A 26196-nucleotide genomic window follows, 5' to 3' on the forward strand; every position below is an offset into this window, starting at 1 on the left:
GAATTGGGCTCGAAGCAGTCGTTCCTTGAATTCACCTCAACGTCCGCGCTGCGGACGAAGCTGCCTCTTAGCCGGAGAGCGACATAAGCAGCAAGCGGCCCAAAGCAGTCTTTTTTGCAATTGACAGCGAAAGGCAGCTTCGAACACAAAGTGAGCTTTTGATAGTGGAGCGTTCGTCTCCAGCGACAGGAAAAAAGCCTCTCTGGTCGGGTATGCTGGCACAGTCGGTAATCTCGGATTAGACATACTAGGATTTTAGTTCACGGTTCCGTCGAGCATACTGGTTTCAGCCGCAACACGATGCTTTGCGGCGAACAAGAGTTCCTCAGAACTGGCGCAAGATGGCCAGAGGACGGCTAATCATTAGGTTAAGCCTTTAAAGAGAAATAGTTTAAAGTCATTTTTTTCCGCTTCTCCAACATTTGAAATCTTGTATCGGAATAGGTTTTGAGCTTTGATTCAGCAAGTCTGTGCGAAAATACGCCCCTCCCGGCTGATAGCTGCGCGAAAAGGTTGCCAAGTTAAATCCGGCTAGCCACATTGGGCAGGAAACGCCCTTTAGCCAGGTGGGATACTTGGGAAAGTCCGAAAAGCCAACTTACGCGGAAAACGTCGCCGGGGCGATCAGGGCTGTAGGCACGTCCAGTTTTATGCCGGAGTTGTTGAACCTCATGCGCGAGGCAGCTTCGTTCAAGGGCGCGTTTGTCAGCCTTTTGAACCCGGGAAAAGCGCCCGAACATGTCTATGACAATGTGCGTTCGGAACGTCGCTCGGTTGTTGTCGACCGATGGCTTGATCGCGCCTGGCTGCTGGACCCATTTGTTGTTCGTTTCATTGGTGAACGCCACGAACCAGTGATGGTATTAAGAGACGTTACACCGGACAGGTTTGCCAATTCCGACTACTTTCGGATCTACTACAAATCCCTGTTTCTGACGGACGAGATCGGGGTGTTCGTAGCAATAGCAAATGGCACATTGTTTCTTTCTCTCGGTCCTTCCGAGGGAAAAACTCGGTTCACGCGGCGGGATGTCGAACGGTTGACTGACTTGCATCCGATCATATCGGCGCTTTGCGAGCAGCACTTCCATCGCAACCCCTCGTCAGGCCGACTCGACGAGAGCGAGGTCGATTTCGACGGGGTCATCGACAAGGTTTGCAAAGGTTTGACACATCGGGAGATCGAGGTCGTGCAGTTCCTTTTGCGCGGGCACTCGACGCGGTCCATTGCGCTTTTGCTGGATGTTTCCCCGGCGACGATCAAAGTGCATCGCAAGAACATCTATAGAAAGTTGCACATATCTTCCCAGTCTGCCCTGTTTTCAATGTTTCTGCATTCGGCAAACGATTAGTCGTACCCCTTTGGGGGTACAAATCACACCGCCCTTTGGAGGTATTCACAGGGTAAGTCTCCCGGCTCTAAGCTGATTCTACATATCAACAAGTTCGGGTGTCCGGATCAGACCATGATCGACGTAAAGAATGTGACAAAACGTTTTGGCGAAGGTCAGGCGGCCGTGACGGCTCTGGGGGACGTGTCGCTGACCATTCCCGCAGGAAGCTTTTTCACGCTTTTGGGCCCGTCAGGTTGTGGCAAGACGACACTACTGCGGCTGATCGCCGGGTTCGAGCTTCCAAGCGAAGGCGAAATAGCGCTGGACGGTGAGTCGATTGGCCATCTGGCACCCAACAATCGGCCCGTGAACACGGTGTTTCAGAATTACGCCCTGTTTCCGCACATGAGTGTGGCCCGCAATGTCGGGTTTGGCCTTGAGATGCTGAAAAGGCCGAAAGCCGAGATCGACAGCACCATCACCGAGATGCTGGACCTGGTGCAGCTGGGCGAGTTTGCAACTCGCCGGGTTGATCAATTGTCAGGCGGGCAGCAGCAGCGCGTGGCTTTGGCGCGCGCACTGGCGCCGCGCCCAAAGGTTCTGCTGCTGGACGAACCCCTTTCTGCTCTGGACCTGAAACTTCGCAAAGGAATGCAGAGCGAGTTGAAGCGACTGCAGCATGAGACAGGCATTACGTTTGTTTTTGTCACGCATGACCAGGGGGAAGCACTGGCGATGTCGGACCGGATCGCTGTGATGTCGGCAGGCTCGGTACGTCAGGTCGGCACACCGGAAGAGATATACACAGCCCCAAAAAGCAGATTCGTCGCGGATTTTATCGGGGACACCAACATCGTAAACGCTACGTTGCTTGGCTTTGACGGAGACGCGGCAAAAATCCGGTTTGGCGAAGGCAAACCACTCACGATTCACACTGCCAGCACCTTGCTCGAACCGGGCCCCGTACATGTCGCTCTGCGCCCCGAAACGATCCGTGTGGTCGAAGAGAGTGCCGAAACAGCGCTCTTACGTGGCGAGGTCGTGGACAGCACCTATTTCGGGGCCGGGTCGCAAATGCTTGTGCGGCTGGAAGATGGTGTCAGTGTTCACGTCCAGGTTTTCACTCCGCGCCCCGTCGGATCGCGCGTCGGGCTCGAATGTGACACCTCCATGCTGCATGTGCTGGAAGACTGATGGCCGGTGTTGCACATATCCCGCAGCCGGACGCCGCGTCGAAATTGCTTGCGGCGCAGGCCGAGCGCGCGCGTCAAAGGCGCAGAACGCGGCTTTTCCTGCTGGCCCCGGCGCTCGGGATTATCGGTATCTTTGGACTGTTCCCGCTCTCTATCGCCCTGGTTTACTCGTTCCTTGAACCCGGGACCTATGGCGGCGTTGAATGGACGTTCTCTTACGACGCCTATGTGCAGTTCCTGTTCGAGCGGGATATTTTTGATGACACGCTGACCTTTAACAGCGCCTATCTTCAGATCTTCGGGCGTTCCTTTGGTCTTGCCATCACCACTATGATTGGAACCCTGCTCCTTGGGTTTCCTGTTGCTTACTTTATTGCGGCCCGTGCGCAGGAACAACGCAATTTTTGGCTGTTCGCCATCACTCTGCCGTTTTGGACAAACCTGTTGATCCGTACGTACTCAATGCTTCTGATCGTACGGGACGAGGGTTTTGTGAACCTGACGCTGATGAACATCGGCCTGATCAGCGAGCCGATAGAGATGTTGTACACTGATGGCGCGGTACTGGCCGGGCTGGTCTACAGCTACCTGCCTTTCATGATCCTTCCGATCTATGCCTCGCTGGAGAAGTTCGACTTTTCACTGCTTGAGGCAGGGCATGATCTCTATGCCACACGCACGCAGGTGTTCCGCCACATCATTATACCGATTACCCGTCCGGGCATTGTCGCTGGCTGCGTTCTAGTGCTGATCCCGGCGCTTGGGGCCTACATCACGCCGGAACTGCTCGGCGGTGGTAAGAAACTGATGATCGGCAACCTGATTGCCCTGCAGTTCGGTTCGGGCCGCAACTGGCCCTTTGGCGCCGCTGCTGCACTGATCCTGATGGCAGTCGTGTTAATCGCACTTCTTGTCAGCTTGCGGGCAGGTGCTTCGAAGGAGAGTGGACATGGCTAAACTGTCGTCGCTCTTCCGGCCGTCGACAGACGCGCGCGAACTACGCCGGCAACCCCTGTTCACCGGCGTGTCCTGGCTGGTTCTGTTGTTCCTCTACGCACCGATTGCCGTCCTGGTCGTGTTCTCGTTCAACGATAACCGTTCTGTTGTGCGCTGGACCGAGTTCAGCTTGCGCTGGTACGCGGCGGCCTTGGAAAACGATGACATCCGACGGTCGGCAATGATCTCGGTACAGGTCGCTCTCACCGCGACCGTGTTTTCCACCATCATTGCCACAATGGCTGCACTGGCGACAACGCGTGGCGATTTTTATCGCGGCCGTTCTGCGGCTATTGCGCTCATAAACCAGCCCCTGATGATCCCCGAGATCGTCACGGCGATTGCGACGCTGGCCTTCTTTTCGATCCTGCGCCAGCTCACGGGTGTTACCGGGATCGGCTGGCTGATCCTCGCCCACACAGTTTTCTGCGTGCCCTTTGCTTACATGCCGATCCGCGCACGTTTGTCAGATTTGTCCGTGACTTACGAAGCAGCCGCCGCCGATTTGTACGCGACGCCCTGGCAGACATTCCGCTATGTGACGCTGCCTCTTTTGATGCCCGGTGTTATGGCGGGGGCGATGCTGGCCTTTGTAGTCTCTCTTGACGACGTCATCATCACGCTTCTGGTGGCCGGACCGGGTGAAACCACCTTGCCCATCTATATTCTGGGCCAAATCCGTCGCGGCGTAACGCCAGAGGTCAACGCCGTTTCGACCATCCTGATCGGAGTGACCATAGCCATGGTCGCCCTGACCTTCTTTCTGCAACGCAAACGAAAATAACAAGAAGCCCGCGCTGCTGCGGGACGCCATCAATCTCAACGGAGGACAAAATGAAATACACTCTTCTCAAATCCGCAGCCATCTCGGCCCTGGCGTTCAGCGCGGCAGGAGCGCATGCCGAAGGCAAACTGAACATTTTTAACTGGGGGAACTACACCAACCCAGAGATGATCGAGAAATTCGAAGCCCAATACGATATTGAGGTCACGCTGGACAGCTATGACAGCAATGAAACCATGCTGGCCAAGGTCAAAGAGGGCAACACCGGCTATGATGTTGTTGTTCCTGGCGACTACATGATCGCGATCATGGTAGGCGAAAGCTTACTGGCCGAGATCAACGCTTCCGAAATGGACAACTTCAAGAACATGGACCCGAACTGGGTCGATGTATACTGGGATCCGGGTCGCAAGTATTCGGTCCCATATCAGTGGGGTACGACCAGCTTTACGGTCGACAGCGCGGTCTACAGCGGTGACATAGACACGCTTGGCCTGATCTTCGATACGCCCGAAGAGCTTAAGGGCCGTATCAACATGCTGAATGACATGAATGATGTGATCAACGCCGGCCTGCGCTACCTAGGCTATCCGCGCTGCAACTCCAATCCCGATCAGATGAAAGAGCTGATGGCACTGCTCGAAAATGCCAAGGGTGACTGGCGCACCATGGACTATGCGGTGATCGAAAAGCTGACGTCGAAAGATGTGGACCTGTCGCAAAGCTGGAACGGCGCGGCCATGCGCGCCCGGGCGGATCGCCCGACATTGCAGTACGCCTATCCAAAGGAGGGGTTCACCGGATGGATGGATAACGTCGCGGTTCTTGCCGACGCGCCCAACATGGAAAACGCAAAGCTCTTCGTGAACTTCATGATGGACCCGGAAAACGCTGCAATGACCTCGAACTTTGCGCGTTATGCCAACGGGATCAAAGGTTCCGAGGCATTCATGGATGCCGAGATGCTCGACGCGCCTGAAATCGTGATGCCTGCAGGGGCACCGGTACCCGACTTTGTGAAGCCTTGCGACCAAGACGTTGTGGACCTGTACAACAAGGTTTGGACCCGCCTTAAGCAATAAACTTAAAAGTCACCTGTGGTCGGCCCATCTCTGGTCGGGCCGACCCCTTCCAAAGTTTTTTTTAACCTGACTGCGGCCCCTGTTTGGGTCGCCTTGCGGGAGCATGGAAAATGCAAAACAGCAAATCCGGCACCAGGCCCAAAACAGCGCGTGAGATCGGCATCATGCAGGGTTTCCCGCCCCCGCCTGAGAAACGTCCGTCTCTCGAGAACTGGGACCTCGCCCCTTTCAACCGCTGGACCTTCCAGAACATGCGTAGTCTGTTTCCCACGGTCGATGTTCGTCCGGGCCCAAATACCCGAGAACTGATACAGGCGCCTCGTGACCTGCTGGATACGGAGTTTCAGACCTTTGATGATCGCCAACTATCGGTCGGGAACTGGCTGACTGAGAGCTACACGGATGGCTTCCTAGTGTTGAAAGGTAACCGGCTTTTAACCGAGATATATGCCAACGACTTTACTCCGGACACCGCACATTTGGGGCAATCTGTCTCCAAATCCCTGATCGGCTCTCTGGCCGGTGTGCTTCACGGTGAAGGCAAGTTGGACCTCTCGGAGCCGCTTGACAATATCGTACCGGAGCTTGCTGGGACCGGCTATGCCGGATGCACTGTGGATCAGGCGCTCGATATGCAATCCGGCGTGCGCTTTACCGAGGATTATGGCTTTCCAGATAGTGACATGACACGCGTTGATGTGGCGTCGGGCTGGCGCCCGGTTCGCAAGGGAGAAATCAAACCTACCATTCGGGATGTTATTCTAACTTTGCCCCGGGAAAGACCCCATGGGCAGGCGTTTTCTTACCGCTCGATTGAGACGGATGTCATCGCCTGGGCCTTGGAACGTGTGAGCGGCGAAGACCTTGCTTCGCTCTTGTCCAACCGGATCTGGCAAAAGATTGGCTGCGTGCATTCGGGTTTTTTTACCGTAGACGAAGCCAAGACAGCACTCGCTGACGGCGGGTTCAACGCAACTCTTCGGGACTATGCCCGCTTTGGCCGCATGATGGCTGATGGTGGCAAGGTTGGTGACCGACAAGTGGTGCCGGAAAGCTGGGTTTCAGGGATTTGTTCGGGATCGGACCCTTCAAAGCACGGTGACCCGTATGACGTGCTGTCCCCTCAAGGGGCATACCGAAGGTTCTGGTGGGTTCATGACCCGAGGCGCGGCGTGTTCATGGCGCGCGGAGTTTTTGGTCAACTGATCTTCATTGACCTGACCGCGGACGTGGTTATCGTCAAGCTTTCCAGCTGGCCCGACTATCTGATCCAGTCCTTTAGCCACGATGCCGTGCGTGCCTGCGAGGCAATCATTCGCGCACTTGAATAGTTCAAACCATCACAGACACAAGAGGCCGCATGTCGCCAAAACCTGATCTGATCATCCTCAACGGTTCTCTCCTGACCTTTGACGACGCCACGCCGAAGGCTTCGGCCCTGGCAATTCAGGGCGGCATAATTGTGGCTGTTGGAAACACCGACGACATCCGTACTCTGGCTGGGAATGGAACCAAAATCATCGACGCTGCGGGCGGCACCGTCATGCCTGGCTTTATTGATAGCCATGTCCACCTTTTCGGTGGAGCGGCCGAGTTGGGCATGTTGGACCTGCGCGAAACGACGGGCTCGGATGTTCTGACAAACGCATTGCGAGCCTTTGCGGCCGAGCACCCCGACGAACCTTTGCTTATGGGGGTCGCCGCCGACTACGAAATTCTTGGCCCCGGCGTCACAACGACACGGCAAGATCTGGATCGCATCCTGTCCGAGCGCCCGGTTGCGTTAATGTCGGCTGACCACCACACCGTCTGGGCAAACACAATTGCCTTGGAAAAGGCGGGCATTCTTCACGGCGGCCTCGTTCCCCCCGGTTCGGAAATCGTGATGGCTGGGGATGGTACCGCACAAGGTCAACTGAACGAAACCGGTGCTTTTGGCCCTGTCCTGCGCCTGTCGCGACTGGGAGGGCGCGATCTTCTGGGGTATGTTACAGGAGCGGACCCCGTGCCACCCGCAACACCAGAGGAACGCGCCTTTGATAAGGAAGTCATACTGCGTGGTCTGAAGCACTGCGCTTCCCACGGGATCACGGGGTTGCATAATATGGACGGCAACTTCTATCAACTTGAGCTGCTGAGTGAACTTGAGGCCGAGGGGCGCCTTCCGATCCGTGTTCAGGTGCCCATGCACCTCAAGAACACCGACCCTCTGGATCGTTTGGAAGAGGCCGATGAAATGCGCCGACGCTTTGCGTCGGATATGGTTTGGTCAGGGCGCGTAAAGATGTTCATGGATGGCGTGCTGGACAGCTACACAGCACTGATGCTCGCGCCTTATCCGGGCAAGCCGGAAAGCCTCGGCGATGCTGTATTCAGTGCCGAACACTTTAACGAAGCCTGCATTCGCGCTGATGCAATGGGGTTGCAACTCAGCACGCACGCAATTGGCGACGGTGCCGTTCGGCGCACGCTGGACGGTTACGAGGCAGCGCGCAGTGCCAACGGCGCACGGGATTCCAGACACCGGATCGAGCATATCGAGGTGATAGACCCCTTGGATCTGCCCCGTCTGGCAGCCCTCGACGTCGTTGCCTCTCTTCAACCATTGCATTCACCCGCAGGAGGATTGTTTTCTCCCTATTCGGCCGGAGACATTCTGACAACCGAGCAAATCCCTTTTGCGTTCGCGTGGAACAAAATACGCGAGAGTGGCGCCAAGATTTGCTTCTCGACGGATTGGCCAGTCGTTCCCGTCGACACAATGATGACGATTGCCGGAGCGGTAAACTGCAATGAGCTGCCATCGCCCTGGCAGGACAACCGTCAAAGCCTTATGGCCACGCTTTCCGCTTATTCGCATGACAATGCGTGGCTGGAGTTCAACGAGGATCAAAAGGGCCGTCTGAAGTCGGGATATCTGGCCGACATTGCCATTCTCGAACAGGACCTGTTTTCGATTGAGGAAAACCAATTAGCAAATGCGCGCATTGCTGTGACCGTTTGTGGAGGCGCCGTTTCGCATACAGCTTGAAATGCTAAGCATCGATTGTATCGGTGCTTAGAGAACTTCTTTCAGGCCGCGACGATTGTCGGCATTGCGCAGCAAAGCAGACCTTGGGCTCGAGCGCAGCGAATGACCGCTTCCCGCCCTTTTCGACGGATGTTGCGGTCATTGCCGAAGTCGCCTTTGGGCTCGAGGCAGACGCTCGCTCAATTCCACTCAATGACTGCAATGCGGACTAAGCTGCCCTTAGCTGCGCTGCGGCACGTTTGCTTTGCTTGAACGACTGCTCAGCGGATAACGCGGACACGCCGCGGAAGAAAATATTCGATCGAACGGAGCGCATCGCCGCTCAGATGACAGTTCGGACATATCGTACAACTTTGTGTATGATGCCGCCGAGCCATACGCTCAAACAATTTCGGACAAAATTTAATGTGGAGACGATAGATGCAGCATTTGCATACCAAAGCCCGCAATACTTTTGTCGCCTGTATTAGCTCGTTCTTTGTTTTCGTGCCCGCAGTCTCAGCGGATGCTAATTTCCAGACGACATGCAACCCAAAAGCGGACCAGGCTTTCAACGAAGGTCTGAATCTAATTCACAACATGATGTACATTCAAGCCGAAGAAGCGTTCAACAAAGCAGCGTCTGCGGATCCAACTTGTGCCATGGCACAGTGGGGCATCGCGATGTCGAACTTTCATCCTCTTTGGCCGGGCACTCCCAGTGAAGCCGAAACAGAGAGAGGCTCTGCTGCAGCGGAAAAACTCGCGTCAATGTCCTCCGAAAACGCCGTTGAACAAACATTGATCGACGCCGCCGTGGCTTTCTACGCCTCAAGCCAGGAAGGCTACCGCGCTCAGCTTAAATCGTGGGCGGAGAAACAGGTGGCAGCTGCGGACCAACATGCAGACGACTTGGACACCGCGGCGTTTGCGGCGCTGGCGCGCCTTGCAACGGCGCCGCGAGGGGCCGACGGAATCAAAGTAAAGTCGCAGGTGGGAGATACGCTCGACGCGCTTCATCAAAAGGCACCAGAACATCCTGGCGTCATTCACTACGCGATCCACGCATATGACAATCCGCCACTCAAGGAGCGAGGCAGGCCGTACGCCGAGATTTACGATAAAACGGCTCCAAGCGCTCCACATGCGCTGCATATGCCCGCTCATATCTTTACACGAACGGGAGAATGGGAAAAATCAATTGATCTGAACAGCCGGTCCGCTGAAGCAGCTCTTGAGCAATCAAAAGACGTGGTACAAAGCCACTATGCGCATGCGATCGACTACATGGTTTACGGCCACCTACAACTTGGGAATACAGAGGAAGCTGCAGGACTGGTCGACAAGATGCTCGCAATTCAAAATCATCAGGCCAGTTTCGGAAGCGCTTATGCGTTAGCGGCTGCACCCGTTCGGCTGCCTCTTGAGCAGGGACAATGGGACGTCGCGGCGGCACTGTCACCTGAGATGCATCCGGTCATTCCGTGGGAGAAATTTCCACAAACTGTAGCCATGCGGTGGTTCGCGATCGGTATCGGCGCGGCCCGTAGCGGTGATGTCGATACAGCGCAGAGCGCGCTTGCCGAGCTCAAGTCTTTGCACGCCGTGATGAAGGAGCGTGGGCAGGGCTATTGGGCGCAGTTGACCGAAGCACAGATCATGTCGGTGGAAGCCTGGATTGAACTGGCGGGTGGGGGCTCTGAGACCGCAGTTGCTAAGCAGGCGGCCGCGGCTGATCTCGAGGATAAGATTGGCAAAAGCCCGGTCACACCCGGCCACGTCCTTCCGGCACGAGAACTTCTCGGGGACATGCTGATGGAGCTTGGAAAACCCAATGAAGCTGCGGTCGCTTATCAGGCGACGCTGGATCTTTCTCCAAACAGAGCAAGAAGCCTCGCGGCACTTCAATAAGTGGCAACAACACACTTGGTCGGTGCTTTGTAGTTTTTGCAGCAGCATCGACCGATTTGGGCAAAAGCAGCCGCATAACGATCATGGCCCGAACGACTGCCATGCGGACAAAGACGCCGTCGACACGCTTGCGTGTAGGTCAAGTCAGTCGGACGTCGCTACCGGATTAATTCCTTTGCACAGCGAACAAGCCCATTCGGCGGTTCCATCAATCGGACGACCGGCCTTCTGTAAGTCGTGGTGCGAAACGATCCTCTGCTCGCGGCAGAAGGGGCACGTGACGAGCGCGAAAAAATCAGGAACATGAGTGACTTTCGGCGGGACTGGATTGCAAACCATAAGAGCCCTCGTTTGACGTGTTACCTTACCCGATCTGCTTCAAAAAGCTTCAGGCATTTCCTGTTTCGATATAGCCTAAAACCAACGCAAACACTCTGCCTGTTGCAGACACTGCAGCGACTCCTCAACGGTCTTGTCAGCCCGTCAGAGCGTGCAAGTGAGCATCCTACGCCCCAAGCCAGGCCGTTAGGCGCGGCCGTTCGCGCACCAGCCCGTCTTGGTCGAACTGGTGGACAACAAAGAGAGCCCACGTGTCCTCAAACGACATTTCCATCTCACCCGTGACCTTGGTCGTGCCAAGGCCAAGTTCTGCATAAGTGAACTCGATACTGCCGGCCTTGCGGGCAAGCGCGATGTCGAATGTCTCGCCAGTGAACTCGTTGATATGCGGGTACCCACGGCTGGTCAGTATTCCCGGAATCTCGGCTTTGGCTGTTCGGGCATCCAGATCCTTTTCCAGTCGTATCGGCAGGAACTGCGTCTCGCAGAATTCCGAGCACGTCGAGGCGAAAACGGCGAAGACGTTGCTCAAAGGCGCGCAGCCTTCGCCGCGCAGGATCGTCTCCAACGCTGCCCGCTGTGCAGCAGTGGCGCGTTCGTCGATGACGATCAGCGCCTTTCCGTTACCTTCGGCAATTTCGCCCGGCCATTTGTATATCGCAGACCAGCGGAGCCCTTGCAGCGGCGTTTCGTTAAAGTGGCCCTCAACGATTTCGCCAACATAGGCGGATTCGCATGTCCCATAGGTCGTCGGCAGGTTGAATTGGCAACCGCAATTTATGGCGCAATTGCAATTGTCATAGGTCTCGCTTTTGAAAAGCCATTTGTCGGTCATCGGTCTCTCCCCCCTGGTTACCGATCCGAAGGTTCCACGAGTATAGCACATCCAGGAAGTTCATACCGGCCATGACGAAGGTGCTAAGGCGGAACGGGTGTTATGGGCCCGATGCGGTCATTCGCGCAATAGCAGCGAGCGTCTAATTTACGGACATTGCTGCCGCTCACTGCGCTGCTGGGTGTTTGCTCCGATTGAACAACCGCTGTGCGGATAATCCGGACGACGAATACTTGTTTGGTCGACGCTTTTTTTAATTTCTGATTTGTCAAGTTGGAACTGATTGTGATTACCTAACCTTGGGGAAAAGGGCATTTGCGTGGTCCTCCGATCTTATCAGTATTGCAGGAGCCGTTGAACAAGGAGCTTGTCATTGGAGCGTCGCCTTACAACAGTTTTTGTTGCAGATATTGTTGGGTACTCCCGTCTGGTAGAAAACGACGAGGAAGGCACTTTGGAGCGTCTATGTCAGAGCCGAGTTTCCGTCGAAGCTAGTATTTCTGGCCACCACGGTAGGGTATTCGGAAATGCAGGGGATAGTGTTCTGGCTGAGTTTAGTAGCCCGGTTGATGCTGTTCGATGTGCTGTTGAGATTCAACGGGAATGCTCTAAGCGAGACCACGGACTCGACCGGACTGGCCAACTGGTGTTTCGGATAGGAATCAACACTGGTGATGTTGTTGTTGACGACCAGAACCTTCTCGGCGACGGCGTTAACGTTGCCGCGCGACTTGAGTCTCTCGCAGAGCCGGGTGGTGTACTTATAAGCAAAACAGTGTTTGATTTTGTTTCTGGGAAAATAGACGAAGCACTTGTTTCGGAAGGGACAAAAAAACTCAAAAATATTACCAAACCTGTGGAAGTCTACGTAGTGGATATCAACGGCAAGCTCGAAGGTGTAGAAAAACGCACCTTTTTAGCCGACCCTGGAACGTATCGCTCGGCTATTGCCGTACTTCCCTTCGACAATATGAGCGCAGACCCCGAACAAGAGTACTTTTCGGATGGGCTAGCAGAAGACATTATCACGGCATTGACGCAGTGGCGATCATTTCAGGTGATCGCAAGAAACTCGAGTTTCTCCTTCAAGGGCAAGAACATGGACATCAGGCAAGTCGCGTCAGAGCTTGGTGCTCGCTATATTCTGGAGGGAAGCGTAAGAAAAAGTGGTAACCGGGTGCGCATCTCTGCTCAACTGGTGGACGGCACTGATGGCCATCAAATCTGGGCGAACAAATACGATGGGGACTTAAGCGACATTTTTGAAGTACAGGATGATCTAGTTCAACGCATTTCAGCTCTTATAGCACCGGAGCTGACGAAAGCAGAATTAGAGCGCTCTGTAAGTCGCCAGACCGAAAATCTGACAGCTTGGGATTACTACCTCCGCGGGATTTCCGCAGTACGGCAACGCACCGCGGAAGGGAATTCCACTGCAAGGGATCATTTCTCCCGCGCTATCGAGCTTCAACCAGACTACTCAGATGCCTACAGCGGCTTAGCCAGGTCTTACAGTCAGGATGTTCTAATCGGTGCCACGGAAGACCGGTTTGCAACTGCAACAAAAGCATTGGTCTCAGCTCAGAAAGCAGTTGCGTATGATGAGGCTTCAGCGACTGCTCACCATGAACTGAGTACTGCCTATCAATGGTTAAACCGTTCCGACGATGCTCTAGCGGAAGCTCGCATATCGGTCGAACTGAATCCTAATGACGCGTATGGTCTTCACGCACTAGGAAACAAATCGGATTTGTCTGGCGACCCCGACGGGATTAGCTATATGGAGCGGGCTCAGAAACTTAACCCTTCTGATGCACAGTTGCCGTCTCACCTGTCTTTCCTAGCGCGTGCTTACGTGAACCAGGGAGACTACTCTGGTGCTATAGACAGAGCCAAGCAAGCGCTGCGCCGCAACCCTGATTTTGCTCCTGCCTTATTTATTCTCGCAATTGCATATGGTCTGGCAGGGGAAAACGAGGAAGCTAGCAGGGCTTTGAAAAAGTGCGAAGAGGCCAGCCCGGGATTTATTCGTTCGCGGGAGCATTGGGCGCCGTATGTGTCTCCCGATAGTAACAAGTTGCTGCACCAGGGGCTAAAAAATGCAAGCTTGGAATGGTGATGCGCAGCGTCGCGGACACTAACTTGGCCTGATAGGAGAGGAACCGGATGAACGTCCTATTCGGGCTCGATACGTTTTCCGGTTCCGTCAGACGAATTTGAACCAGTCTCATCTAGGCCAGTTAAGTTGTACTTTATGAAACGCCAAGTTCTCGGCACTCCGAAAGAGCGGCGGAACGTATCAGTTTGAAGGTGTCTCTGCTAGTAAGAAATCCCTCCTGATTGAAGTGGCTGTAGACAGAATAGTGAACTGCGGCGAATTTCTGCAAACTTCTCATACGCCTGAACCGCTGCATCACCCTTTCGTAATCAACGGCGCGTCACAAATAGTAGCGCTTGCCGATGGTCTTCACAAACACTGCGCCGATATGCCATTTCGCTTTTGATAGTACCCGCAATTGCAAGACTGTCTTCCCCGTATTCGGGAACGACGTCACATCTTGGTAACTCGATAGTCCGGTCGCAGATTGCATGATCAACAAGAATGACTGAGAAGTTATACGGTCTTCCACTTTGGCATGATATTGTGGCGGGTATGAACACCCATGCGGAAAATCTACTTTTAGAAGCGGAACTCGGCGCTGAGCGGTCAATTGGATATGTCAGATGTGCGGTCGGCTTATCAATTTCGTTCTTCTTTTTCATTGTCGTCGTTCCAACGCTCGAACAAGACAATCCAGCATTGAACTTGGCACCATATTTTGTATTTGTTTCAGCCGGTTACTTTGCCGTCGGCTGTGTTACATTATACGTCGTTCGTTCAAACTCGTTCCATACCTGGATGATGTGGTTGTTTACCACTATGGATATTGTGTTTTGGTGGAGCCTGCTGGTGGCAACGGTGAAGATTATAGATCTACCCTGGAGCCAGATTATCATCGTGCCACCGGTACTTTTGGCATTTACCATATTGGCGCTCGTTGCGCTAAGAAACAATCCCACGCTTCAAGTCTTTGCTCTCATATTTGTCGTCTTGGCGCTCATAAGCCTGTACTTCCTGGCCTCGGATCCCATGACTCCCCAGACAGACAACTGGTTGGGCACAGTGGGATTTTTCGACGCACCGCTAAACATTGTGCGGTTGCTCATGGTAGCTCTTACTGGTGGAATTCTGTTCTTCCTAGCGGTCCGCACAAGAGCTCTTCTGAACAGGGCGGTTGAAGAAACGACCCGACGGAATAAGCTGGCGCAGTTCCTGCCAGCTCAATTGGCCGAACAGTTGTCGACCGCAGAACAAGCTGAATTGCTTAAAGGGAAATTGCAATCCGCGGCGGTACTATTTGTCGATGTGCGGGGCTTCACAGCAATGTCCGAAGGCCTGGCGCCCGGATCGCTAGGAGAGTTTTTGTCCACGTACAGAAAAATCGTGACAGCTCAAGTACATGGGCACAACGGGATTATCGACAAGTTCATTGGTGACTCTGTAATGGCTGTCTTTGGAGCCCCGGACGCGTCCGCTGACGATGCCCAAAATGCGCTAAAATGCAGTATCGCCATACTCGAATCCATTGATCGTTGGAATGCGGAACGAGGCAGAATGAACTTAAAGAAAGTAAAAGTGGGGATTGGCATACATGCGGGCGAAGTTTTCTCTGGAGCAGTTGGAGACGAATGTAGGCTGGAGTTTACGGTTCTTGGCGACACAGTGAACGTGGCGGCGCGGCTTGAACAGGCAACAAAGGAATTTGGCTGCCGGCTCGTTGTATCAGAAATAGTCCTCAAGGAAACGGGTTTCGACGTAAACCGCGAAGAGGACTGGAAGCCCCTCGGCAATTACGAAATGCGAGGGCGAGCAGAGAAACTGGCAATCTTCGGGTGTCCTTAAGTGTTCTCCTAACCTACTTTCAGGTAGGCAGTACGAATGGCCGTAATCTTCGCAGCCAAACCTCGAAATAGCAGAGGTCCTGGTGTCCGCTTTGGGCTCTATGCAGTCGTTCGCCATACTCGGCATGAACGACTGCTATGCGGACAAACTGGTCGTTCGCCGCTGCGCGGCAATGCACGAATTTGTAGCTCCAGACATGGATGGGCCAGCTCCAAGAGTGAATAGACTGTCGTTAAACTGTCACAAAAGCGTGACGTTCTTAGACTAGGGAATGTGTTGGTAGGTTGAGCTCCTCTAACTACCGCCCCGCGTCCGTCTATTGTCTGTTTATCGTCCATCCCCGGGCGGCGCGGGGCTTAGTTTTGGTAGTGACAGTCCGCCGCACGTCTGTGCTGGCCATCAATCAAGCGGGCTTTATTGCGAACGTCTTGTGAATGAGCGTCTCGTTGTTGTTGCTGCGCCCTCACTAGTGGCCGAAGGTCCGATTGACCCTGAAGCGATAATTCAACTGCCCCTATTGCATGATCAGTTTCATCCACACTGGGACACCTGGGCGGCAAAAGCAGGGATAAGGCAACCGGATGTTCAACTTACAAGTTCGGCTTTACCCAACTCTGCAGTTTTGATTGCGGCTGCCATTGATGGGCAAGGTGCCATTCTGGTACGTGAAATTCTTGTGGCTGATGATATCTCGGCGGGACGTTTGGTCCATCTAAGCGATTTAAGCGTTGAGGACGAGAACGCCCTACACTTCGTCTGCAGAGATGGTGACCAGTTGTCGCCACCAATCAGCGCTCTACGCGCATGGCTTATTGAAACAGCCCCGAAGCCGTGATCATCCCCTTTTTGCTATGCGAAACTCACCGGGCGTTTCAGCTTTCAAGGGCAACCTGACCTCGACCTCCAGCCGCTAGCATGTCGAACCGCCTAGTCCCTCGGCCGCTCACAAAGCGTTGATTGGCGAAAGCTAAGGTTCGTCATCCTGTCGAAGAAAGGATGGAGGAGCATAGTGCTCTGGGTGGGTTCTTCATTCATGGTTTGGGGTAGCATACAAATGCCTGAAAACATTCATCAGATGACAGCTTTATTGGCCCAATTTCACCAAATGAATATGAATTTCTAGATACCTCAATCTATGGTGATCACAGATTTGCAACCTGTGGGGTTTTCATGAAACTGAGAAGCACGCTGATATCGTCCTTTTTTCTGACAACGGCTGTTGCCACGTCGGCATTCGCACAGACTTACGATGTGGTCATACTGGGTGGGCGCGTCATGGACCCCGAAACAGGCTTTGATCAGGTCGCCAATGTTGGGATCAACAATGGCTGGATCACGAGTATCACCACCGACGAGCTGACGGGCGATGAGATCATCGATGCAACCGGCCACGTTGTTGCACCGGGTTTCATTGATCTCGAGCAGCACGGGCTTGGCCCCTGGGGTATCAAGGTCAACTTGCGCGATGGCGTCACAACCCAGATGGACTTTGAAATTGGCGCAGCCAATATCGACGAATGGTATGCCGCCCGCGAAGGCAACACACAGGCCAATTTCGGCACCGTTGTGGGACAGGAATTTGCCCGGATGCGGGTGCATGACGGGCTAGCGCTGGAGGGGCCGGATATCTCGATGCCCTATTTCTTTGACTACAGGGCGCAGGCCGCCGAGGACGAGGTCGATGGGTGGTCGGTCACGCCCAGCACCAAGGACCAGATGAACGAAATCACAGCCCAGCTTGATGAAGGGCTGCGTCTGGGTGCGCTTGGTGTCGGGTCAACCATAGGCTATGCGCGAAACGGGATCACGACGTATGAGATGTTTGAGGCTCAGAAAGCTGCCGCTCGATATGGCCGCCTGACCTCGGTGCATCATCGCTTTCATCCCAGTGCCTCAACCCCAACCGAAACCCAGACCGGCGTGAACGAGATTCTGGTCAACGCAATGGTTCTGAAGGCACCGCTGCATATCCATCACGACAACGACTATGGCTGGTGGGAAAATCAGGAAAAATTACAGATGGCGCGGGAACAGGGTCACAATGTCTGGTCCAGCTATTACCCGTGGACAGCCGGATCAGGGAATTACGGCGCATCCATTCTGGGCCCTGACAATTGGGAAGCGGGTATGGGGTACAAATATGAAGAAACCATCTTTGACCCTCAACTCGACCGATTTGTTACGAAGGAAGAGTTCCTGGAGTTTGCCAAGAATGAACCGGGACGGACAGCCATTGCTTTCAGCCCGCCGCGTGAGGAATGGCTGAACGACTGGATTCAGATTGCAGGATATAGCGTATCGGGCGACGGAATGCCCGGCTTGGACGCAGAGGGTAATCGGCTAAGTTGGGACTCCGCCTACGAGGACTACGCTGGCCACCCACGAGCCGCAGGTAGTCATGCCCTTGTTCTGCGGCTTGCGAGAGAGGCTGAAATACCTCTGATGTTGTCGCTTTCGCAGCTCAGCTATTCTCATGCCAAACGCCTTGGCGATACGGGTCTCAAGGCTATGCAGGTCCGTGGTCGGATGCAGGAAGGTATGGTTGCAGACATCGTCATCTTTGACCCGGAAAACGTTACCGAACAGGCGACTTATTCAAAAGGCAAGAACGGTCTGCCTTCGACCGGAATTCCGTATGTTCTGGTGAACGGGACCATCGTGGTCAAGGACAGCAAAGTGCTTAAGGACGTCAATCCGGGGCAGGCAATCCGATTTCCGGTCGAAGAAGAAGGTCGCTTTGTTCCGGCAGGCCGTGAACAGATCATGGGCATTCTGACCCCGGACACCGGAACGACGCGCCCGACGCTGATTGATGATATCACCGACGATCAGGCCTCGCTTGATCAACCGTTGCAAAAACAACCGGTTCAGCGTCGCTTGGCGAAAGCTGCCGTTCCCGCTCCGCCGGTCACCGATTGGTTTGCTCAGGCCAATGGCCCAGACGATTCCGAACTGTTTCTGTGCATCGTTCACGGAGTGCTTGAAGATCGGGAAACGGCCCAACGCGACTGGGCGCAAGCTGTCTCAATGCGCATGCAAAAAACGAGTGGGCGGACAATTCCTGCGGCAACGGCGCCGAACTAAGCCGTGCTTTCATATTCCGCCAAGTTCGTCGCACGTGCGGCGCGATTACTGTTGGTCGGCGAGCTGATTTCCAGGATCTTGTAAGAACAGGCCATCGCTGCGAACAGACCGATCGGCCTGATCATGAACCACGAATGAATGGCGCTGTGGCTTGAGAATGCCAGGTACCAAACAAGTATGCTCAGCGCAGCCGCAAGCAGTCCAAACGCACGATACTGGCGATAGATAGTTCCGCTTTGCAGGTCACGCCAAAAGCAATGGAAAAAGAGCCCAATCGCCAAAACCAAGTAAGCCAGGCCCAGCACGGTCGAGCCGTAGGCGATATGATGGGTTCGGTAGGCCAGTCGTGCGAAAACTTCAAATAATGAAAACTCTCCCAGCGAAGTTCTTTCTTCCAGTTGGTCGAAGATATTGCTCCAGACCTCAGGTCCGAACACAAGGGCAGTGACCCCGTATTTCGCAAGCATGAGGCCCAGACAGATCGTGCAGAAAACAAACGTCCCCAGAACGCTTCTGAGCACGGCCTCAGGGACATCTTCATCAGAGGTCAGGCAGAAGAAAGGGAGCAGTATGACAAAAGCCACGCCCAATGGAATTTGGCCTGTCAGAAACTCAAAATAGATAATGAATGCCGCTGCGATCCCGATGATAGCCAAATACGTGTCGCGTCGGCAGGCAATCGCCCCGAACGAGACTATTGCAAGAAATAGAAAGTGAACGAACAGGTCCGCCGGTCCGATTGACAGCGACATTCCGAAGTATTGAACGCCGGACAAGGTGAGCAACAATACTGACATCAGGCACAGCCCAAGATTTATCGATCGAGCCGGTGTCGGTATGTCTGGTCGGCTTGCGCGGATTAGTGTGATCACGGCCACCAAAAGCAGTGTCAGAGAGTTGGCCGTCAGCAATAGATTGCGAAAACCCTGAACGCCGACCAGAGGCACGACAAGCTCGGCCAAGGCGCGCCCACCGTGCATGTACCTATGGTAAGGTACAAAGCGGTATGACTCTTCGTTCCCGTTTACGACCTGGTCCATTAAACGACCGCAAACCACCTCTATCAGAGGATTGTCCTCGACTGTCTCGCGGCCTTCGATAAGTGGGCGCCCAAATGGTGATACTGCCCTCTCCAACGCGGTTCCATGAGCGTTCAGCGCCATCGACAAGATGAGGCAATCATTGTCTTGAAACACGCCTCTTTCCCGGTTGTTGAGCAACCGGTGCACCGCAGTCAAATTCCCTTCTTCAATCGCTTCCGCGACCTTTATTCTGAGCTTCGCGTCGTCGGTTACGGCACTTGCCAAGTTCAATGCTAAGAAAAAAGCCCCTGAAACGATTATCACGACTATGGCGATCAGAATTGCCGAACCGAACGCGCGCCTGATTTCGCGCCAATCGACTCTCTTGCCGGCGATAGTTACTCCAAACATTCGTTACTCCTTCGGCACCTTGACGCTTGGAAAAGGGTCCTGCGCGGCCGACCACATGAGACAATTGCTTAATTTCAACCAATCAAATCAGCTTATATAATGACACGTGAATTCCCAGAAAAAAGTTCACGGGCTGATTGATACGCCGGTACGTTTTGTTGTTTTGGCCTGTCTTCTATGGGGTAAAGAGTAAGAAGGTGTCACTTGGGGAACCTAGCTCCGCTAGGACACGGCCGGTGAAGGTGCCTTCTGCGTGTGCTGGTCGCGCAGCAGGTTCTTTTGTACCTTTCCCATAGTATTGCGCGGCAGTTCCGAGGCGATTTCATAGCGGCGCGGATGTTTGAAACGCGACAGCTTACCTTTGACGATCCCCGCTATCTGTTCCACGTCAAGTTTCGCGCCGGGCTCGGGAACCAGAGTGGCAATGATCGCTTCGCCGAAGTCGCTATCGGGAATTCCGAAAACGGCTGATTCCAAAACGCCATCGATGTCGTTCAGGACGTCTTCAATTTCCTTGGGGTAGACATTGTACCCACCGGTGATGATCAGATCCTTCGACCGACCCACAATCGACAGGTAGCCATCCGCGCTGTATTGGCCCAAATCCCCGGTGATGAAAAAGCCGTTCTCACGCAGTTCTTCCGCCGTTTTCTCGGGCATCTGCCAATAGCCTTTGAATACATTGGGTCCACGTATTTCGATCATTCCTACATCGCCTCGTGGCAATGGCTTACCGGTTTCGGGGTTGGTCACAATCACCTCGGTGCCGGGCAGAGCCATGCCAACGGTTCCCGCGCGTCGTTCGCCATTATAGGGGTTCGAGGTGTTCATGTTCGTTTCGGTCATGCCATAGCGCTCTAGGATGCGGTGACCTGTGCGCGTTTCAAACGCCTGATGGGTTTCTGCCAGCAATGGGGCTGAACCGGAAATGAACAGGCGCATATTTCTTGTGACCTCTTTGGTGAAACCGTCATCCGCCAGCAATCTGGTGTAGAAAGTTGGGACGCCCATCAAAAGGGTCGATTTGGGCATTTCCTCCACGATCGCGCTTGCGTCGAACTTTTCCATTAGCCGAACTTTGGCACCGGCGAGCAGCGACGTATTCATCGCTACGAAAAGTCCGTGCGTGTGAAAGATCGGCAGCGCGTGAATCAAGCGGTCGTCGCTTGTGATGCCCCACAATTCCACGAGAGTTTGGGCATTAGACAAAAGGTTCTGATGGCTCAGCATTGCGCCCTTAGAGCGGCCCGTGGTTCCCGATGTATAAAGCAAGGCTGCAAGGTCGTCCGGGGCGCGTTCCACGGTTTCAAACTCGTGGGGTTGTGCGTCAGCCTCGCGGCTCAGACTCGAAGTGTCGCCGCCGAGGGTCAACAGTTTTGCGCCATAACGGGCCGCCAGTTTTCCGACCTCAGTTTCGTTGGTGCTGTCGCAGACGATCATGGCAGGTTGGGCATCGGCGATGAAATAGTCCAACTCTGCCAACGTGTAGGCGGTATTGAGCGGCAGGTAGACTGCGCCCGCCTGAACCGCAGCAGCGTATAGCGCCAGTGTATCAGCCAGCTTTGGGGCCTGCACAACGACGCGGTCTCCTGGGGAAACTCCGCTGTTTCGCAAAACATGCGCGATCTGTGCGGCGCGTTTCAGAAACGCATCATATGACACTACCTGTCCGTCATCGAGTTGCAGGAACGGAGCCTTGTTTCCCGCGTGGTGGGCAAACAAGCTGTCGTAGAGAGTGTTGGTCACGCTGTATTTTCCTCTGGTCTGGCCGCAAGTGTTGCGGTTGAAGCCGCGCGCACGGAACGCGAGGCCTCGATTGTGGCATGTGCCGCAAATTCTTCGTGGTGGCGCTCTGTCTTTTTCAGATCGTAGAGGTAGTTGACCATTGCGCCGCCGGATTGGGATCGTCCGTTCTGCGACAGGTCGGCCTCGGCATGCAGTTCGTGAAGCTCGGCACCGTTGCCGAGATGAAAACGGGCCACGGGATCCAGCGGCATTCCATCTTCGCGCTTGGCGAATAACAGGTATCGGGCGGCCATCGCCCGCACGTCCTGCGCAGAGGCTGTTCCCGCAAGTACGGCTTTGGCGGCGTGGCCATGCTCGGGGTGCCCTGTTTCGCCAGCCAACCACCGGTTCATACCCGGTATCGGGGACAAGGTCACAAATGTATCGAGGCCCGGAAGCTCTCGCGAGAGTTCCGTCACTACCTGTTTGATCAACAGGTTTCCAAAGCTGATGCCCGTTAGACCCTTCTGGCAGTTAGAAATGGAGTAGAACGCCGCGACTTTTGCCTGTTCGGGTTCGATCGGTTCTCGGACTTGGGACAAAAGCACATCAATCGCGTTCGGAATTTCAGCCGTCAAAGCAACTTCGACAAAAATCAGCGGCTCATCCGGCATTGAGGGATGAAAAAACGCAAAACAGCGACGGTCGGGCGGGTAAAGCCTGCGCCGCAAGTCGTCCAGATCGTTAATCTGATGAACCGCCTCATACGCAACGATTTTGTCCAGAACGCGGGCTGGTGTATCCCAACTGATTTGTTTGAGGACAAGAAAACCCCGGTTGAACCAGCTTCGCAGCAAATGCACGAAATCTATATCTGTGCGCTTGAGTTCGGGGTTGGATTTGAGAAAGCGCAGCAGGTCAACGCGCATTGCCACAAGCTCTTGCGTTGCGCCCGAGGGTTGATTCAGCCGGCGCAGCAATTCTTGCCGTCGGGGTTCGGCGGCCTCGCTAAGCCTTTTATACAGATCGACGCTTCTATCTTTGGCATAGAGGCGCGCCGTTTCAGAAAGCTGATCCGCGTCCAACTCAAGCTGGTCGTTCAAATAGGCGAAGAAGTCCAGTTTTTCGGGGCCGTCCAAGGTTTGGTATCGATCCAGGATCGTGGAGGCGAGCACAAAGCCCGATACTTCACCTTCTGCAGACAAGAGTGCTTCACACAGCTCTGATATGGATCGCTTGTCGTCTTTGCCTCGCTTTTTGCCGGGGCGGTCGAACAACTGATCGAGCAGGTCGCCCAAAAACCAGTTCCGCTGCATTTCAGGGCTCCATCTGACTGCTCAGATACTCACCAGTTCGACGGTAGTGATCGATCAAATGCCGTGTTGCGCTTTCTGCGTCGCGATCCAGTGCCGCGTCCAGAATTTCCTGATGCTCTGCGTTGATATCGCGCTTTTTATAACTCGACCCACCAGCCGCCAGGTAACGATAGCGGATGTTCAGGTCGTAGAGCTGCGAACAATACCGCAACAGTAAAGGAAGCCTCGCATTGTCCAACAAAGCCATATGAAACGCCTTGTGTGCGTCTTCAAAGTCGTGTGCCCCTTTTTGGCCCGCCTTTTTCATATGGTGGTGACGCAAAACAAGCCTGTCTTCCCAGGCTGAGTCTGCATTGGCGATGGACGCGCGCAACGCGGTTTCTTCAAGATTGCATCGCAGCAGAAGAATTTCCTCGAAGTTGCACTTGCTCACCGGTGCCGCCCTAAAGCCGCGCTGGTCAATTCGTTCCACCAGCATGTCCGAGGTCAAAAGGCTTAGTGCTTCGCGAACCGGGCTTGCGCCAGTGTCCAGCAGCCCGCGGAGCTGCTCGATCTTGAGCTTTTGACCGGGTGGCAGCTCGCCAGTCAGGATCATTTCGCGCAGCCTTCGATACGCACCATGAGTGGCGGAAGTCTCTTTGCCCTCGGTATCAAGCATGGCGTCCATATCTGGCTTTCCCTTCTTCGTGGCGCAATCTTCTTGGGCTCTTAGCTGAGAGCGCTCGTTCCAGTCGATAGTCCGACCGAGATGTTCAATGAGCCTTCGTTTATCATCCATCGCCGAAGTACAAAGCTGCGCGCCCCGCTTTTGTGCATCGGGTCGTCTTCTGCCAGCTTTCGGGCGGCTTCGAGACTGTCGGCCCTATAGATAATGAGGCCCATCCCCTGCATATGTTCACCGGTTTCATCCGACATCGGCCCTGCAAAGGCCAACTGCCCGGAACGTTCGAGTTGTGCCTGATATGCCAAGTGATCCGGAAGGGATGCCTTTACGTCCTCTGGCGCTTTGGCAGGCGTGCTGTGCGCAACGTAAAGCTCTAAAGCAAGTGCGCCCCGGCCTTTCGCTTCTGATTTGTAGTCTGCCCAAGCAACCATTGCCGCCCTCCTAAAAATATCGATATTATTTGACATATGGCAAAATAGTCGGCAAAAATCAAGCGAACTGACATGGATGGTGAAAATGAAATACCTGGTGGGAGAGACTTCGGAAGGCACTGCGGTTTTTGCCGTGAGCGGTGAAAACGCTGTGAATTTAACGGCTTTGGACCCCGCCATCGGCTTCGACTTGATGGGTTTGATAGCCAACCCGGAACTGGCCGACTCACTGGCCGACAAAATCGCCGCTGCAGACAGTGTGGCTGTGTCTTCTATTGTGCCAGCCTTGCCCGTGGCGGCGCCCGGCACGATTATTTGCATGGGGTTGAACTATACCGACCACATCAAGGAAGGCGGCTATGACATACCGGAATATCCGACACTTTTCATGCGTGGGAAAAACTCGATCATGGCGGCGGGGCAGCCTATGGTGCGGCCAGCCTGTTCCGAAAAACTCGACTACGAAGCCGAGCTTATGCTGATCGTTGGAAAACGTGGTCGTCATATCTCGGAAGCGGACGCGCTGGATTATGTCTTTGGCTACACCGTGTTCAACGACGGTTCGCTGCGGGACTATCAGCGTAAAACCGTTCAATGGACACCCGGCAAAAACTTCGATGACACGGGCGCGATCGGTCCTTTCACCGTAACGCCCGACGACCTGCCCGAAGGAGCGTCCGGCCTGAAAATCGAAAGCCGCGTGGGGGACGAAATCCTGCAAAGCTCGAACACCGCCAACATGATCTGGGGGGTTCCACAGGTCATCGCGACGATCTCGGAATATACCACTCTCGAGCCTGGTGATCTGATTGCGTTGGGGACACCGCCGGGCGTTGGCCACGCCAAAAAGCCCAATCCACGTTGGTTAAAGCCGGGTGAAACCGTCGAGGTCGAGATTGAAGGCATCGGCATATGCGCCAGCCCGGTCATCGACGAAAAGGATGCCAAGTCAAAGGTGGCCGCAGCATGAGCGCACCAACCGGGGCAGAACTGGAGGCACTTCGCGCCAAGGCGCAGCAAGATCATCGCGATCTGCGCGAACGTATTCCCCGTTTGTCGGATGACGCGATCGCCCTGATCCTGCGCGAGTCCAGGTCGCACTACGCATGGACCGACAGGCCAGTTTCTGACGAATTGCTTGAAGAGATATACGACATCACGATCAATGGCGCGACCAGCATGAACACGCTGCCCGCCCGCTTTGTTTTCGTGAAAAGTGCCGAGGGGAAAGAGCGGCTGGCCAAGTCGTTGAAGCCAAAGAACGTGCCGAAAATGATGGACGCTCCGGTTACTGCTATCATTGCGTATGACATGGAGTTCTGGAAAGAGCTGCCCTTTCTTTTCCCGCACGAAGATCGTCGGCCCCTGTTCGTGGACAACCCCGAATACGTGGCCGACACTGCGTTTCGCAATGGGACTCTGCAGGGTGCCTACTTCATGATCGCAGCGCGGGCCGTCGGGTTGGACGTTGGTGCCATGTCGGGCTTTTCAAACAAGATCGTCGACGAGGAATTCTTCGCGGGCACGACGCTCAGGTCGAACTTTCTTTGCAATCTGGGCTACGCGGACGAAACAGGTTTGTTCCACAAACTTCCGCGATTTCCGTTTGAAAAGGTTTGTTCTTATGCATGAGGAGGCGCTGCCGTGGGCATGAAAGTGAAACCCGTCGTGACTTACCGCACGACAGCTCGGTGCCCGACGCATGCGCGCACTGAGATTCCAATACGCGATCTGGATGTGGTTATCGACGAACCTGTCGAGCGGGGCGGGACAAATCTTGGTCCGTCTCCGACTGAAACCGCGATGGCAGCGCTGATCGCCTGTACCAACGTCATCGGGCATAAGAATGCGCACCGTTTGGGAGTTGATCTTGGCACAGTGACAATCGACGCGAAATGCAGGTTGGACCGGCGCGGTGTCCTGATGGAAGAGGAGATCGATGTTCCGTTTCCGGAAATTGAACTCACCGTGAATTGTGAAACCCCCGCCAGTCAGGAGGAGCTGATACGCGTGGGTGAGGAAACAGCCAAATATTGCGCCATCGCAAAACTGTTTGAAGCGGCAGGCACCGACCTGACCGTCAACTGGGTCAAAGCAAACAAATAAAAAGACCCGA

General features: G+C 54.5%; 21 protein-coding genes and 1 pseudogene. 15 read left to right on the top strand and 7 right to left on the bottom strand.

The annotated features are described in order from the left end of the window. Window positions 1-575: 575 nt before the first annotated feature. The 8 genes from ACR0KS_RS12925 (at window position 576) to ACR0KS_RS12960 (ending at window position 10310) form a co-directional block, all read left to right on the top strand. Window positions 576-1352, top strand: coding sequence for a helix-turn-helix domain-containing protein (locus ACR0KS_RS12925; RefSeq protein ID WP_170389179.1), 777 nt, complete (start codon window positions 576-578; stop codon window positions 1350-1352). A 114-nt stretch (window positions 1353-1466) separates the two neighbouring features. Beyond that, entirely contained in the window at window positions 1467-2528 is a 1062-nt protein-coding gene (locus tag ACR0KS_RS12930) for an ABC transporter ATP-binding protein (RefSeq protein WP_170418116.1), read from the top strand. Further along, complete coding sequence (locus ACR0KS_RS12935) at window positions 2528-3484, top strand: ABC transporter permease (protein WP_170566172.1); 957 nt, start codon at window positions 2528-2530, stop codon at window positions 3482-3484. Before ACR0KS_RS12930 ends, ACR0KS_RS12935 begins: the two co-directional genes overlap by 1 nt. After that, window positions 3477-4307 carry an ABC transporter permease gene (locus ACR0KS_RS12940; RefSeq protein WP_170389182.1) on the top strand — a complete coding sequence of 277 codons (831 nt, stop codon included), beginning with the start codon at window positions 3477-3479 and terminating at the stop codon, window positions 4305-4307. The genes ACR0KS_RS12935 and ACR0KS_RS12940 overlap by 8 nt, the downstream gene beginning before the upstream one ends. Before the next feature lie 50 nt (window positions 4308-4357). Beyond that, window positions 4358-5389, top strand: a complete 1032-nt coding sequence (locus ACR0KS_RS12945) for an extracellular solute-binding protein (RefSeq protein WP_170389183.1) — start codon at window positions 4358-4360, stop codon at window positions 5387-5389. Window positions 5390-5499: 110 nt separating this feature from the next. Next, a complete protein-coding gene (locus tag ACR0KS_RS12950; RefSeq protein WP_170389184.1) occupies window positions 5500-6720 on the top strand; it encodes a serine hydrolase domain-containing protein in 1221 nt (406 codons plus the stop codon). Window positions 6721-6749: 29 nt separating this feature from the next. Beyond that, window positions 6750-8420 carry an amidohydrolase gene (locus ACR0KS_RS12955; RefSeq protein ID WP_170418123.1) on the top strand — a complete coding sequence of 557 codons (1671 nt, stop codon included), beginning with the start codon at window positions 6750-6752 and terminating at the stop codon, window positions 8418-8420. Between the two features lie 420 nt (window positions 8421-8840). Then, window positions 8841-10310: a hypothetical protein gene (locus ACR0KS_RS12960; RefSeq protein WP_170566175.1), complete on the top strand. Its 1470-nt coding sequence runs from the start codon at window positions 8841-8843 to the stop codon at window positions 10308-10310. A gap of 505 nt (window positions 10311-10815) precedes the next feature. On the opposite strand, the gene ACR0KS_RS12965 is transcribed toward ACR0KS_RS12960, so the two are convergent. Then, window positions 10816-11484: a DUF1326 domain-containing protein gene (locus ACR0KS_RS12965; RefSeq protein ID WP_170566177.1), complete on the bottom strand. Its 669-nt coding sequence runs from the start codon at window positions 11482-11484 to the stop codon at window positions 10816-10818. Window positions 11485-11857: 373 nt separating this feature from the next. Between ACR0KS_RS12965 and ACR0KS_RS12970 the strand changes: the two genes are divergently transcribed. Then, the gene (locus ACR0KS_RS12970; RefSeq protein WP_170566179.1) at window positions 11858-13603 is read left to right on the top strand and encodes a tetratricopeptide repeat protein; all 1746 of its coding nucleotides are present in this window, start codon (window positions 11858-11860) and stop codon (window positions 13601-13603) included. 133 nt (window positions 13604-13736) lie between these two features. Here ACR0KS_RS12970 and ACR0KS_RS12975 read toward each other — a convergent pair. After that, window positions 13737-13907: pseudogene (locus tag ACR0KS_RS12975) on the bottom strand (IS6 family transposase); the annotation flags it as partial. A 179-nt stretch (window positions 13908-14086) separates the two neighbouring features. On the opposite strand from ACR0KS_RS12975, the gene ACR0KS_RS12980 reads away from it, so the two are divergent. The 3 genes from ACR0KS_RS12980 to ACR0KS_RS12990 all read left to right on the top strand — a co-directional run bounded on the left by ACR0KS_RS12980 (window position 14087) and on the right by ACR0KS_RS12990 (window position 18511). Next, complete coding sequence (locus tag ACR0KS_RS12980) at window positions 14087-15427, top strand: adenylate/guanylate cyclase domain-containing protein (protein ID WP_170566181.1); 1341 nt, start codon at window positions 14087-14089, stop codon at window positions 15425-15427. Between the two features lie 319 nt (window positions 15428-15746). Further along, the gene (locus ACR0KS_RS12985) at window positions 15747-16262 is read left to right on the top strand and encodes a LysR substrate-binding domain-containing protein (RefSeq protein WP_480693234.1); all 516 of its coding nucleotides are present in this window, start codon (window positions 15747-15749) and stop codon (window positions 16260-16262) included. Between the two features lie 335 nt (window positions 16263-16597). Beyond that, window positions 16598-18511 (top strand): amidohydrolase family protein, encoded by a 1914-nt coding sequence (locus ACR0KS_RS12990; RefSeq protein ID WP_170566185.1) that lies wholly within the window; start codon window positions 16598-16600, stop codon window positions 18509-18511. Here the strand turns inward: ACR0KS_RS12990 and ACR0KS_RS12995 are convergent. The 5 genes from ACR0KS_RS12995 to ACR0KS_RS13015 form a co-directional block, all read right to left on the bottom strand. Beyond that, window positions 18508-19944 carry a hypothetical protein gene (locus ACR0KS_RS12995; RefSeq protein WP_170566188.1) on the bottom strand — a complete coding sequence of 479 codons (1437 nt, stop codon included), beginning with the start codon at window positions 19942-19944 and terminating at the stop codon, window positions 18508-18510. The genes ACR0KS_RS12990 and ACR0KS_RS12995 overlap by 4 nt on opposite strands. Window positions 19945-20166: 222 nt before the next feature. After that, on the bottom strand, window positions 20167-21690 hold the full coding sequence (locus ACR0KS_RS13000) for a malonate--CoA ligase (protein ID WP_170566191.1): 1524 nt from the start codon (window positions 21688-21690) through the stop codon (window positions 20167-20169). Continuing rightward, window positions 21687-22985, bottom strand: coding sequence for a malonyl-CoA decarboxylase (locus ACR0KS_RS13005; protein ID WP_170566194.1), 1299 nt, complete (start codon window positions 22983-22985; stop codon window positions 21687-21689). Before ACR0KS_RS13005 ends, ACR0KS_RS13000 begins: the two co-directional genes overlap by 4 nt. A 1-nt stretch (window position 22986) precedes the next feature. After that, on the bottom strand, window positions 22987-23652 hold the full coding sequence (locus ACR0KS_RS13010; protein WP_170566197.1) for a GntR family transcriptional regulator: 666 nt from the start codon (window positions 23650-23652) through the stop codon (window positions 22987-22989). A gap of 41 nt (window positions 23653-23693) precedes the next feature. Then, window positions 23694-24080 carry a YciI family protein gene (locus ACR0KS_RS13015; protein ID WP_170485573.1) on the bottom strand — a complete coding sequence of 129 codons (387 nt, stop codon included), beginning with the start codon at window positions 24078-24080 and terminating at the stop codon, window positions 23694-23696. 85 nt (window positions 24081-24165) lie between these two features. On the opposite strand from ACR0KS_RS13015, the gene ACR0KS_RS13020 reads away from it, so the two are divergent. From ACR0KS_RS13020 to ACR0KS_RS13030, 3 genes are read left to right on the top strand one after another with little or no spacing between them, the layout of a single operon-like run. Continuing rightward, window positions 24166-25050 (top strand): fumarylacetoacetate hydrolase family protein, encoded by an 885-nt coding sequence (locus ACR0KS_RS13020; protein ID WP_170485574.1) that lies wholly within the window; start codon window positions 24166-24168, stop codon window positions 25048-25050. Then, window positions 25047-25712, top strand: a complete 666-nt coding sequence (locus ACR0KS_RS13025) for a malonic semialdehyde reductase (RefSeq protein ID WP_170566200.1) — start codon at window positions 25047-25049, stop codon at window positions 25710-25712. The genes ACR0KS_RS13020 and ACR0KS_RS13025 overlap by 4 nt, the downstream gene beginning before the upstream one ends. A gap of 18 nt (window positions 25713-25730) precedes the next feature. Further along, window positions 25731-26186 carry an OsmC family protein gene (locus ACR0KS_RS13030; RefSeq protein ID WP_170566203.1) on the top strand — a complete coding sequence of 152 codons (456 nt, stop codon included), beginning with the start codon at window positions 25731-25733 and terminating at the stop codon, window positions 26184-26186. Window positions 26187-26196 lie beyond the last annotated feature (10 nt).

Source organism: Ruegeria sp. BC7 (assembly GCF_056539165.1).

Excerpts from the sequence above, each read along its gene's own strand:
- ACR0KS_RS12930 (WP_170418116.1), top strand. The coding sequence starts at position 1,467 with ATGATCGACGTAAAGAATGTGACAAAACGTTTTGGCGAAGGTCAGGCG.
- ACR0KS_RS12935 (WP_170566172.1), top strand. The coding sequence starts at position 2,528 with ATGGCCGGTGTTGCACATATCCCGCAGCCGGACGCCGCGTCGAAATTG.
- ACR0KS_RS12940 (WP_170389182.1), top strand. The coding sequence starts at position 3,477 with ATGGCTAAACTGTCGTCGCTCTTCCGGCCGTCGACAGACGCGCGCGAA.
- ACR0KS_RS12945 (WP_170389183.1), top strand. The coding sequence starts at position 4,358 with ATGAAATACACTCTTCTCAAATCCGCAGCCATCTCGGCCCTGGCGTTC.
- ACR0KS_RS12950 (WP_170389184.1), top strand. The coding sequence starts at position 5,500 with ATGCAAAACAGCAAATCCGGCACCAGGCCCAAAACAGCGCGTGAGATC.
- ACR0KS_RS12955 (WP_170418123.1), top strand. The coding sequence starts at position 6,750 with ATGTCGCCAAAACCTGATCTGATCATCCTCAACGGTTCTCTCCTGACC.
- ACR0KS_RS12960 (WP_170566175.1), top strand. The coding sequence starts at position 8,841 with ATGCAGCATTTGCATACCAAAGCCCGCAATACTTTTGTCGCCTGTATT.
- ACR0KS_RS12965 (WP_170566177.1), bottom strand. The coding sequence starts at position 11,484 with ATGACCGACAAATGGCTTTTCAAAAGCGAGACCTATGACAATTGCAAT.
- ACR0KS_RS12980 (WP_170566181.1), top strand. The coding sequence starts at position 14,087 with ATGACTGAGAAGTTATACGGTCTTCCACTTTGGCATGATATTGTGGCG.
- ACR0KS_RS12990 (WP_170566185.1), top strand. The coding sequence starts at position 16,598 with ATGAAACTGAGAAGCACGCTGATATCGTCCTTTTTTCTGACAACGGCT.
- ACR0KS_RS12995 (WP_170566188.1), bottom strand. The coding sequence starts at position 19,944 with ATGTTTGGAGTAACTATCGCCGGCAAGAGAGTCGATTGGCGCGAAATC.
- ACR0KS_RS13005 (WP_170566194.1), bottom strand. The coding sequence starts at position 22,985 with ATGCAGCGGAACTGGTTTTTGGGCGACCTGCTCGATCAGTTGTTCGAC.
- ACR0KS_RS13010 (WP_170566197.1), bottom strand. The coding sequence starts at position 23,652 with ATGGACGCCATGCTTGATACCGAGGGCAAAGAGACTTCCGCCACTCAT.
- ACR0KS_RS13015 (WP_170485573.1), bottom strand. The coding sequence starts at position 24,080 with ATGGTTGCTTGGGCAGACTACAAATCAGAAGCGAAAGGCCGGGGCGCA.
- ACR0KS_RS13020 (WP_170485574.1), top strand. The coding sequence starts at position 24,166 with ATGAAATACCTGGTGGGAGAGACTTCGGAAGGCACTGCGGTTTTTGCC.
- ACR0KS_RS13025 (WP_170566200.1), top strand. The coding sequence starts at position 25,047 with ATGAGCGCACCAACCGGGGCAGAACTGGAGGCACTTCGCGCCAAGGCG.
- ACR0KS_RS13030 (WP_170566203.1), top strand. The coding sequence starts at position 25,731 with ATGAAAGTGAAACCCGTCGTGACTTACCGCACGACAGCTCGGTGCCCG.